The 10,971-nt window shown below is 66.6% G+C and carries 10 protein-coding genes; 4 read left to right on the forward strand and 6 right to left on the reverse strand.

Annotation, left to right across the window (positions count from 1 at the left end; genetic code table 11):
* Nucleotides 1-4: 4 nt before the first annotated feature.
* Nucleotides 5-1,447, forward strand: coding sequence for an NAD(P)(+) transhydrogenase (Re/Si-specific) subunit beta (locus tag ACS8Y6_RS16595; RefSeq protein ID WP_440856067.1), 1,443 nt, complete (start codon nucleotides 5-7; stop codon nucleotides 1,445-1,447).
* 32 nt (nucleotides 1,448-1,479) lie between these two features.
* Here ACS8Y6_RS16595 and ACS8Y6_RS16600 read toward each other — a convergent pair whose 3' ends face one another.
* On the reverse strand, nucleotides 1,480-1,923 hold the full coding sequence (locus ACS8Y6_RS16600) for an OsmC family protein (RefSeq protein ID WP_440856068.1): 444 nt from the start codon (nucleotides 1,921-1,923) through the stop codon (nucleotides 1,480-1,482).
* A 129-nt stretch (nucleotides 1,924-2,052) separates the two neighbouring features.
* On the opposite strand from ACS8Y6_RS16600, the gene ACS8Y6_RS16605 reads away from it, so the two are divergent.
* A complete protein-coding gene (locus ACS8Y6_RS16605) occupies nucleotides 2,053-3,240 on the forward strand; it encodes an acetate/propionate family kinase (RefSeq protein ID WP_440856069.1) in 1,188 nt (395 codons plus the stop codon).
* A gap of 14 nt (nucleotides 3,241-3,254) precedes the next feature.
* Here the strand turns inward: ACS8Y6_RS16605 and ACS8Y6_RS16610 are convergent, their stop codons facing one another.
* The 5 genes from ACS8Y6_RS16610 to ACS8Y6_RS16630 all read right to left on the reverse strand — a co-directional run bounded on the left by ACS8Y6_RS16610 (nucleotide 3,255) and on the right by ACS8Y6_RS16630 (nucleotide 9,379).
* Nucleotides 3,255-4,832 (reverse strand): AAA family ATPase, encoded by a 1,578-nt coding sequence (locus ACS8Y6_RS16610; protein WP_440856070.1) that lies wholly within the window; start codon nucleotides 4,830-4,832, stop codon nucleotides 3,255-3,257.
* Nucleotides 4,829-5,860: a zinc-dependent alcohol dehydrogenase family protein gene (locus ACS8Y6_RS16615; RefSeq protein WP_440856071.1), complete on the reverse strand. Its 1,032-nt coding sequence runs from the start codon at nucleotides 5,858-5,860 to the stop codon at nucleotides 4,829-4,831. The genes ACS8Y6_RS16610 and ACS8Y6_RS16615 overlap by 4 nt, the downstream gene beginning before the upstream one ends.
* A gap of 41 nt (nucleotides 5,861-5,901) precedes the next feature.
* A complete protein-coding gene (gene adhP / locus ACS8Y6_RS16620) occupies nucleotides 5,902-6,927 on the reverse strand; it encodes an alcohol dehydrogenase AdhP (protein ID WP_440856077.1) in 1,026 nt (341 codons plus the stop codon).
* 287 nt (nucleotides 6,928-7,214) lie between these two features.
* Nucleotides 7,215-7,886: a methyltransferase family protein gene (locus ACS8Y6_RS16625; RefSeq protein WP_440856072.1), complete on the reverse strand. Its 672-nt coding sequence runs from the start codon at nucleotides 7,884-7,886 to the stop codon at nucleotides 7,215-7,217.
* Between the two features lie 392 nt (nucleotides 7,887-8,278).
* Entirely contained in the window at nucleotides 8,279-9,379 is a 1,101-nt protein-coding gene (locus ACS8Y6_RS16630) for a branched-chain amino acid aminotransferase (protein ID WP_440856073.1), read from the reverse strand.
* Between the two features lie 258 nt (nucleotides 9,380-9,637).
* Between ACS8Y6_RS16630 and ACS8Y6_RS16635 the strand changes: the two genes are divergently transcribed.
* Nucleotides 9,638-10,117, forward strand: a complete 480-nt coding sequence (locus tag ACS8Y6_RS16635) for an Hsp20/alpha crystallin family protein (protein ID WP_440850483.1) — start codon at nucleotides 9,638-9,640, stop codon at nucleotides 10,115-10,117.
* Between the two features lie 244 nt (nucleotides 10,118-10,361).
* Nucleotides 10,362-10,971 (forward strand): phytanoyl-CoA dioxygenase family protein (locus ACS8Y6_RS16640; RefSeq protein ID WP_440856074.1); only part of this gene is annotated, 610 nt, incomplete at its 3' end.

Here is a 10,971-nt window from a genome sequence, read left to right on the forward strand (position 1 = left end):
ACCCGTGAATATACAACTGTGCATCGAACTGGCCGGTCTCGTCGCCGCCTTCCTGCTGATCTATGGACTCAAGCGCATGTCGTCGCCGGTCACGGCGCACGGCGGCATCGTGCTCGCGGGGGCGGGCATGCTGGTGGTGATCGTGGCCAGTTTCTTACACGTGCTGGATGTCCCGGCCGCCGCGCGGGCCGGGCTGGGGCTGAAAATCGGGCTGGCCGCGCTCGCGCTGGCGCTCGGCCTGGGCTGGGCGGCATGGACCGGCCGGCGGGTGGCGATCACGGCCATGCCGCAGATGGTGGCGCTCTACAACGGCATGGGCGGCGGCGCCGCGGCGGCGATTGCGGCGGCCGAGCTGGTCGCCGGCACCGGCACGGGTCTGGCGCACTGGGGCGTCACGCTGCTCGGTGCCGCCATCGGTTCGATATCGTTATCGGGCTCGGTGGTGGCCTGGGCCAAGCTCGATGGCCGGCTGGGCGCACCCTGGCGCGTGCGCGGGCAACAGTTCATCAACGCCGGCGTGCTGGCGGCCCTGGTGCTGCTCGGCGCCGGTATCCTGATCATGCCGGGCGGCGCCGGAACGTCGGCGCTCGCTGTGTCATTCTTTGGGGCCGCGTTCGCGCTCGGTGTTCTGGTGACGCTGCCGATCGGCGGGGCCGATATGCCGGTGGTGATTTCACTCTACAACGCTTTCACTGGCCTGGCGGTCGGCCTGGATGGATATGTGCTCGGCAATCCGGTGCTGATGATCGCCGGCATGGTGGTCGGCTCGGCCGGCACCCTGCTTACGCTGTTGATGGCGCGCGCCATGAACCGCTCGGTGCGCAACGTGCTGTTCAGCAATTTCGGCGCCATCGCCGAGGAGGCGTCCGGCGCGGCGATGAGCGGCCGTCTCAAGCCCACGGAAGCCAGCGACGCCGCCATCGCCATGCGTTATGCGGGCAAGGTGATCATCGCGCCCGGCTATGGGTTGGCGGCGGCCCAGGCGCAGCACAAGCTGTATGAATTGGTGAAACTGCTGCAGGCCGCGGGCGTGGCCGTGAAATTTGCCATTCACCCGGTGGCGGGCCGTATGCCGGGGCATATGGATGTGCTGTTGGCCGAGGCCGGCGTGCCCTACGACCTGCTCTATGAGCGCGATGACATCAATGCGGAATTCGCCGACACCGATATCGCGCTGGTGATTGGAGCAAACGATGTGGTCAACCCCGCGGCGCGCACCGAGAAATCGTCGCCGATCTACGGCATGCCGATTCTCGATGTCGATCGGGCGCATCAGATCTATGTGATCAAGCGGGGCCAGGGCAAGGGCTATGCCGGGGTGGAGAATGCATTGTTCTATGCCGACAACTGCAACATGGTGTACGGCGATGCCCAGGCCGTGCTTACCCGGATGGTCCAGGCGATCAAGGCATTGGGTGAGGACGCCGCGCCGGATCGCGCGGCGTGATGGGCGCCGGTGGATGTCGGTACCACGGCCGATCAGGCGTCTTCGATCACCTCGATACGCGGCTTGAGCTGGATGTCGGCGGTCAGCGAATTGGTGACCAGACAGGCCGTTTCGGCCTTGTCCAGACACTGGCGCGCCAGGTGCTCGTCGGCCGCGTCGCGGACCACCAGATGCGGTTTCACGGTGAGGCGCGAAAAATGGTTGCGGCCCTCGTGGCGTTCCAGCACGCCGTGGACGTCGCACTCGATGCGCGCCCAATCGAGCCTGGAGGCGCGCGCGACGCCGCGGAACGTGAGCACGAAACAGCCGGCCACGGCGGCCATCAGCAGGGTCTCGGGCGACCAGTAGCCGGCCGGGCCATCGAATTCCGGCGGCGCGGTGGCCGCGAGTTCGGGCAGTCCATCGGCGCCGAGGCGAATCTCGCCTTCCGTCGAACCCCGGGCATGGACGTGATAATGATGAGGAAGTGATTGCATGGGATGCTCTACCTGGTGCGAAAATCCAACGATAGGCCGTGTCCATTCGCCGGGCGTTGACATGCATCAATGGGCGGTGCGAATGGCCGCCCCGGGATGCCGTCGCCGCGCCACCGCCTGCAGTCGCGCATGAGTTATCTGGTCGTCAATGCGGGCTCGTCGTCGCTGAAGATGGCGCTGTTCGGCCGTGCCCGCGGCGGGGCGCTGGTGCGTCACCTGCGCGCATTCGTCGACTATCACGACAACCCCGCGCGCCTGCACTTGTGCGATGCCCAGGGACGGTTGCGCCGGGAAACGGATCTGCCCGATGGCCCCGAACGTCTCCCCGCGGCGCTCGAACGGGTGCTGGCCGCATGCGAAGACAGCGCCGGTGGGGCGGCTTTGACCGCGGTCGGCCACCGCGTGGTGCATGGCGGAACGCGCTTTGCCGCGCCGGTGCGCATCGATCCTGCCAGCCTGGCGGCGCTGGAAACGCTGGTGCCGCTCGCGCCCCAGCACCAGCCGCATAACCTGGCCGGTATCCACACCATCGCGCGCCTTCATCCCGGGCTGGCGCAGGTTGCGTGCTTCGATACCGCGTTTCATCGCAGCCAGCCGTTGGTGGCGCAACGATTCGCATTGCCGCGACACTGGTTCGAGCAGGGGGTCCGGCGCTACGGCTTTCACGGTCTGTCGTACGAATACATCGCCGGCCGTCTGGACGCGATCGATCCGGCGGCGGCCCGGGCACGCGTGATCGTGGCGCATCTGGGGCACGGCGCGAGTCTGTGCGCGCTGGAGGCCGGGCGCAGTGTGGCCACGTCGATGGGCTTCAGTACGCTCGACGGTCTGCCGATGGGCACGCGCTGCGGCGCGCTGGATGCCGGCGTTGTGCTGTACTTGCTGCAGCAGGCGGGGCAGTCGGTGGGCGATATCGACGATATGCTCTACAACCGTTCGGGCCTGCTGGGCGTGTCGGGCTTGAGCGACGACATGCGGGCGCTATTGGCCAGCGATACGTCGCAAGCGGCCGAAGCGGTTGCGTTGTTCGTTCATCGCTGCGTGTGCGAGATCGGTGCCATGGCGGCAGCGCTCGGCGGCGTCGATGCGCTGGTGTTCACGGGCGGGATCGGCGAGCATGCCGCGCCGGTCCGCGACCGAATCCTGGCCCCGCTGGCCTGGCTGGGCGTGGCAATCGATCGCGCCGCGAATGCCGCCGATGCGTTGCGGATCAGCACCCGCGACAGTGCGGTGCGCGCCTGGGTGATCCCGACCGACGAGGAACAGCAGATCGCGCGTCACTGCGAACGCCTGATCGCGGCCGGCGGCGACGCCTGAGCCGCCGGCCGCGATCAGGCGCTGGCCCGGGCCTCGATCGACTCGAACAGCGCGCACAATTCGCTGAATGCGCCCGAGGTACACAGGGCGTCTTCGCGCTCGTGCCGCGCCAGCGGGTGATAGTTGGCGAGTTGGTGGTCCAGAATGCGCGTATCGGCATCGGAGGCATCCGACGTGCCGCGGGCCTGTATACGGCGACGCGCGGTTTCCGGCGACACATCCATGTCGAGGATATGAAACGGACAGCCCGCCGCGTGGGCGGCATCGCGCGCGGCCTGTCGTTGATCGCGGTCGAGGAAGGTGGCGTCGAGAATGACCGGCCATCCACCGCGCAGCGCCATTTGCGCGAGTGCGAACAGGCGCTGGTAGGTTGCTGCCGAGGTCTGCGCGTCGTACAGACCATCGCCGGGCGCGTCGGCCAGGTGGGTGAGTGGGCAAATCCCGTGCATGCGCTTGCGCTCGATGTCCGAGCGAATGCGGATATAGCCGAAATGCTCGGCCACGCGTTGTGCCGCCCAGCTCTTGCCGGAACCGGAGACGCCGTGGGTGATGACGAGCCGCGGCCGCGCCATCGACAGCGCATGCGCGGTATCGAGATAGCGCGGCCGGTCGCGATCGGTGTCGGGGCGGTCGCCGGTGAGTCGCGCCACCTTTTCGCGTACCAGCGCGCGATGTACGAGGTAGGGCCGCAACACGGCCAGCCCGTCGTAATCGCCGGTGATCTCGAGATAGTGGTTGAGAAACCGATGCCCGGCTTGGGACAGACCGTGGGCATGCAGATCCATCAGCGTGAACGCCATGTCGTCCATGACGTCGAGCCAGCGCAATGCGGGGTCGAACTCGACGCAGTCGAAGGCCTCCCAGCGCCCGGCGCGGAAGATCAGGTTGGCCAGATGCATGTCGCCATGGCATTCGCGCACGAAACCGTCGGCCCGGCGGTGCGCGAGCTCGGGGGCTGCCTCGGCGAAGCGGTCGCGCAGCCAGGTGTTCAATGACGCGAATGACGGCTTGGCGGCCGGCTCGAGCAGCGCGGCGAGTTCGTCGAGGTTGGCCCGCGCGGCGGCCATGATCGAGTCTGCACTGCCGTAGCGGGTTTCGGGCAGGCCGGTCGGCGCATTTTCGTGGTAGCGGGCAATGGTGGCGGCGAGACCGTCCACGGCTTCGGCGGTGATCCGACCGGCTCGCGCACAGGCGTCGCCCTGGGCTTCCGGGGCGAATCGCGTCATCTGGACCGCGTACTCGAGCACCGGCCCGTTGCCGCGAAAGCCGGGCCCGTCGTCGCCGTCGCGTATCGCCACGCAGCCGAGATAGAGATCGGGCGCGAACCGCCGATTCAGCTGAATCTCGGCTTCGCAGCAAGCGCGCCGCCGCGCCAGCGTGCTGTAGTCCACGAACGCCAGTTTCAGTGCCTTCTTGATCTTGTAGACATAGTCGCCGGCCAGCAGCAGCGTCGAAATATGGGTGTCGATGCGCACGACCGTATCCGCGGGGTGCGCGTAGCGCGCCGGCGCGCAGAGCGCGTCGATCACCTGCTGCTGTGTGGCGCGTGCGTCGACGCCGTCATGCTGGGCGAGCCTGTCGTCCGTGGTCATGATCGCGATTCCTCCGCGCGTGGTTCCTGGGCGTCGTGGCCATTGGTGAGCAGGACGGCGGCGCCTTCGAGCCGCCCGTCGCGCAGCGCGCTCAATGCCTCGTTTGCCTGCTCCAGGTCATAAGCCGTGGTCGTGGTCTGGATGGGAATCCGGCCGGCGATTTCGAAGAATTCCTCGCCGTCTCGGCGTGTGAGGTTGGCGACCGAGCGCAGCGTGCGCTCCTCCCAGAGCAGGCGATAGGCGAAGCTCGGGATGTCGCTCATGTGGATGCCGGCGCAGACCACCACGCCGCCCTTGTCGGTCGCGGCGAGCGCAGCAGGCACAAGGGCGCCGACCGGGGCGAAGATCAGTGCGGCGTCGAGTTTGTCGGGCGGCCGTGTTTCGGAGTCGCCGGCCCAGACCGCACCGAGCCCGCGGGCAAAATCCTGGCCCGCGGCGTCGCCCGGGCGGGTAAAGGCATAGACGTTCTGGCCATGAAACCGTGCCACCTGGATCGCGATATGGGCCGCGGCGCCGAAGCCGTAGAAGCCGATATTCCGGGCCTTGCCCGCCATGCGCCAGGCGCGGTAGCCGATCAGCCCGGCGCAGAGCAGCGGCGCGGCGGCCTGGTCGCTGAATGCCGCCGGGATGGGGAAGCAGAAGCCGGCGTTGGCGACGGCATAATCGGCGTACCCGCCATCAATCTGATAGCCGGTGAAGCGCGCGCGGTCGCAAAGATTCTCCCGCCCGCTCAAACAGAACGGGCACTCGCCGCAGGTCCAGCCGAGCCAGGGCACGCCGACACGGGCGCCGATGCCGATGTCGGCCACGCCATCGCCGACGGCCGCGACCGTGCCGACGATTTCGTGCCCGGGCACGAGCGCGGCGGCGGGCCCGGGCAGATCGCCGTCGACGACATGCAGATCCGTGCGGCAGACCCCGCAGGCATGCACCCGGATCAGCAACTCGCCGGCACCGGGTTCGGGCCGGGCGCGTGCGTGGTCGAGTCGGAGCGGCCGGCCGGGCGCATCGAGAACCATGGCGCGCATATCGCATCCTCCGGGCTGGGCTTCACGATGGGAGCCCTGTGCTACATGCGAATGACCATACGCCCATCGACCGTGCCGACGGCAAGGTCGGCGAACACATCGTTGATGTTTTCCAGCCGCGTTTCATGGATATGCGGGCGCACGTGGCCATCCGCCGCGAAAGCCAGTGCCTCGGCCATGTCCTTGCGGGTGCCGACGATCGAGCCGCGAATTGTGAGACGCTTGAGCACCACGTCGAAAATCGGCGTGTTGAACTCGCCCGGCGGCAGACCGTTCAGGGCAATGGTGCCGCGCCGCCGGACCAGCGACAAGGCCTGGTTGAAGGCCGGCACCGACACCGCGGTCACGAGCACGCCATGCGCGCCGCCGCCGGTTTCATCGATGACCTGCTCGACGGCCGTGGCCTCGGTGGCATCGACCGCGACATCCGCGCCCAGATCGCGCGCCAGGGCCAGCTTGTCGGCGGTAACGTCGAGCGCGACCACGTGCAGCCCCATCGCCTTGGCGTACTGGATCGCGACATGGCCGAGCCCGCCGACGCCGGAGATGGCCACCCATTCGCCCGGTTTGGCCTCGGTTTCCTTCAGGCCCTTGTAGGTGGTGATGCCGGCGCAGAGAACGGGGGCGATGGAAAGAAAGTCGACGTTGTCCGGCAGGCGCGCGACATAGTCGGCATGCCCGATGGCGTATTCGGCGAAGCTGCCGTTGACCGTGTAGCCGCTCATGTTCTGGGTTTCGCACAGCGTCTCCCATCCGGTAATGCAGTGTTCACAGCGTCCGCAGGCATCGTGCAGCCAGGCAATGCCAACGGCGTCGCCTTCCTTGAGATGCGTCACGCCCGGGCCCACGCGAGCGACGATGCCGGCGCCTTCATGGCCCGGCACGAACGGCGGCGTGGGCTTGACCGGCCAGTCGCCGTTGGCCGCGTGCAGGTCGGTATGGCAGATGCCGCTGGCCATGATCTTGACCAGCACCTCGTTCGGGCCGGGTTCCGGAATCGGAATTTCGTCGAGCGTCAGCGGCTGGCCGAAGGTGCGCACCACGGCGGCGTTCATCATCTGCGTCATGTCGTCATCCTCTGGAGAGACAAAATCCGACATCGACGTTATCGCCGTCGCGCCATGGCGCTGTTGATCGAGATCAACGCGAATGCGCGGCGCCGCCCGGTACAGGAACGGGGTGAACCGGTTCGCCATCGGCCGCGCCGCCAGTACGCCGAACATGTTCGCGAGGTCGAGCGCGAGGCGTTGCCCTTATGGTTGCCTGGATCCGGCGGCGCCGGAACCATGGGGCAAGGGCCGCGACCCTGTCGGCCGTTTTGCCAGAGCGGCTTTCGGCGCCGCGACTTCCGGCTTCAGCCGAGTCCGATGATGATCAGCGCCACGATTCCGGCGACCGGCCAGATCAGCTCGTGGTTCGCGCGCACGCAGGCCCAGGAGAAACGCTGGGTGTCGCCACTGCGCCAGGGCGTCAGCCGGGGGAAGAAATCCGGCACGTGGGCCGCGTGTTCATCCACGGCGGGCCCGAACAGCTCGCGTAGCTTGCCGTACTCGCGACGATACTTGCGCGGCATGTAGTGCCTGAAAAACACATACAGCCCCGCGATCCCGGCCATCCAGATGGCGAGCCCCTGATAGTCGTAGGGGTTGCCGGCCGCGATGAACAGCCCGGTCATGACCAGCGCCGAGCCCACGTACGCCGGATTGCGGGTGTGCGCATACGGTCCGGTGGTGATGACGTTCTGGTTCTTGCGTAGATGGCCGAAGGTCCAGATACGCAACAGCAGCCCGAGGACCACGATCACGCTGCCGAACGCGAACGTTGGCGGCCAGGGCGCGGCAAACAGCAACAGCCCCAGTGCTGCGACGTAGGCCAACAGCACCCGCGGCGTCAGCCGGCGCGCCCGCAGACGCGTGATCAGATCGGCGTTCTGCATCGAGTTCTCGTCGGGATAGATTCGATGCGCGCCCTTGCCGGCATTGCGACGGGGCGACGGGCGTGACGTATCGCGCTTCGCATGGGTCATGGCGGTCCTCCCGGGCGTGCTGGGTGGCGCAATACTGGGGGTTAATGTGTGCGTATTTCGTTTATTTTTCGTTTTATTTTCGTAATACCAAGCCGGAACGAATGTGGCGCCGGACACGACTTCCGGCCGACGGCCATGGCAAGAAGGGCGATGTGGCGAGCGTGAACGGTGCGCTCGGCCGATCCCGGCTGCCATGGATCACGGCCATGGGATGACGCTCGGCTTCGACCTGCGGTGGCCTGTCGCCGCATGACCGGATACGGCGCGTCGCCGGGCCTTCCGGAATGCGCAAGAATGCCTCGACACCCATCGCGCGAACGCACCGTGCCGACCTTCGCGCGTGATGACGAGATCGCCCCGGCCGGCGGTCGACGCCCGGGGCGACGGCGCTATCAGGCCAGACGCGTGAGCCAGCCGTGCTTGTCCTCGGCACGGCCGTACTGCAGGTCGAGCAGGGCCTTGCGCAGCCGCTGGGCGACTTCGCCGTTGCCGCGCTCGGGGTCGCCGATGGTGTCGTGTTCGGTCATCAACGCACCGATGGTCGTGATCACGGCGGCGGTGCCGCAGGCGAAGACCTCGCTGATCTCACCGCTGTTCACCCCCTCACGCCATTCGTCGATGCTGATGGCGCGCTGTTCGGGCTGCAGGCCGATTTCCCTGGCCAGCGTGAGCACCGAATCGCGCGTCACACCCTCGAGAATGGTGCCGGTCAGGGCGGGCGTGACCAGACGGCCGTCGCGGTAGACGAAGAACAGGTTCATCCCGCCCAGTTCCTCGACCCACTTGTTTTCCGCGGCATCGAGAAACGCCACCTGCTCGCAGCCGTGGTCGATCGCTTCCTGCTGGGCGACCAGCGAGGCGGCATAATTGCCGCCGCACTTGGCTGCGCCCGTGCCGCCGGGGGCGGCGCGATTGTAATGCGACGACAGCCAGATGGAGATCGGCTTGCCGGCGCCCTTGAAGTATGAGGCGGCGGGCGAGGCGATGACGTAGTAATCCACTGCCGCGGCCGGCTTCACGCCCAGGAAACGGCCGTTCGCAATCATGAACGGCCGGATATAGAGGCTGCATTCCTCGCGTTCGTCGCGCGGGGTGGGCACCCAGGCGCTGTCCTGCTCGATCAGCGCGCGAATGGACTCGACGAACGTCTGGTCGTCGAGCTCCGGCAACGCCAGTCGGCGGGCCGATTGCCGGAAGCGCGCGGCGTTGCGTGTCGGGCGGAATCCCCACACCGAGCCGTCGGCATGCCGGTAGGCCTTCAGGCCCTCAAAGATTTCCTGGGCGTAATGCAGCACCGGGGAAGCCGGGTCCAGGGTCAGGGGACCATAGGGACGCACTTCACATGCGTGCCAGCCCTGTTCGGCGGTCCAGCGGGCATGACTCATGTGATCGCTGAAGTGCCGGCCGAAACCCGGGTCGGCCAGAATCGTGTCGCGCACGTGGCTCGCCACCGGTGTTGTATTGGGTCGGAAGGAAAAACGGGACGTGGACACTACGAATACTCCCCACAAGTCGAAAGCCGGCGCCAACGCCTGATGATAAAGGATGGCCTGGCGGGCGTCTGCGCCGCGCCGGATGATGTCTGCAAAGTGAAGCAGTATGCCGGAGGCCGGGCAGGCACGAAACAGCCGGGGCGTGCAGGCGATCGGGTACAAAAAAACGATCAAGTAACTATTGAAACGTTGGCCGTCGTCCCCAAGCTCCGGAGTAGAGAAACAGGCTCAGCAAGCCAGCAACAAAGGAGGGTAACTATGGCCATTCAGCGTTATGAACCGTCGACTCTTCTGCAGCAGTTCAACGACGAAATCAACCGCATGTTCCACGGCCAGGCGGATGACGTGCCGGCGGTCTACGGTGGCAGCTGGCGTCCGGCCATCGATATCCATGAAAGCGACGAGGCCTACCTGATCGACGCCGAAGTGCCGGGCATCGATCCCGGGGATATCGAGATCACGCTGCGCAATGGCGTGCTGACATTGAGCGGCGAACGCAACTATCACTACGACAGCGCGCAGGATAAGCCGGACGACGAATCCGGTAACACGGGCCACATGACGCGTCACGTCGAGCGCCGCTATGGGCGTTTCGTACGCCGCTTCACGCTGCCGGACACCGCGGATGCGGATGCGGTGGAAGCCCATGCCGAGAACGGCGTGTTGCAGGTGACGGTGCCGAAAAAGGCCCAGAGCCAGCCACGCCGTATCGAGGTCAAGTCCACGACCTCGAACTGATTGTCGGCGGACGCCGGGACGGGGCCCTCTGGGCCCCGTTTCTTTTTGCCGCCGGCGGGCGGCCCGGCCGGTTGGTAAGCCATGGTTGCTTTCGTTAGCATTTCGTAACAAACAGGGCATGGACACGACGCGCGCGGCAGCGGTTTCGCGGGCGGGGCCGGTGTTTTTCGTCTTTCGTCTGCCGGCCGCACCGCGACCGCTGTGCGCGACGCGCACGAGTCAGGTCATCACGGAGGACGCAAGCATGCGCAACGACGATTACGTCAGCCGTACCGAACAGCCTTTGCCGCGCCACAACCGGCGCGATCCGGTGGTGCACTCGGGGCCGAGCGAGCGCTGGAACGGCCCGCTCGGCGAGGTGGCGCTGTCGGCCTTCGAGCGCGACGGTTTTCTGTGGTTCGAGGGGTTCTTCTCCCAGGATCGCGTGGCGCCGTTCTTCAAGGAACTCGAACAGATGAGCCATGATCCGGAACTTCTGGAGTCCGAGGGCGTCATTCGCGATCCGAAAAGCGGTGCGATTCGTTCGGTGTTCGACATGCACCGCATCTCGCCGCGCTTTGACGAGTTGACCCGCGACGCGCGCATCCTCGGCATGGTTCAGCAGCTGCTGGGGGGCGACGTCTACATTCATCAGTCGCGGATCAACGACAAATACGGCTTTCAGGGTTCCGGCTTCGACTGGCACTCGGACTTTGAAACCTGGCACGCCGAGGACGGCATGCCGCGCATGCGCGCGATCAGCGCGTCGATCATGCTCACCGACAACAACGAGTTCAATGGCCCGCTGATGCTCATCCCGGGTAAGCGATCCACAAACCCCATCATTCACAGGCGGCCAGGTTCATGGCTAAATC

Source organism: Salinisphaera sp. RV14 (assembly GCF_052044135.1).
Taxonomy (GTDB): domain Bacteria; phylum Pseudomonadota; class Gammaproteobacteria; order Nevskiales; family Salinisphaeraceae; genus Salinisphaera.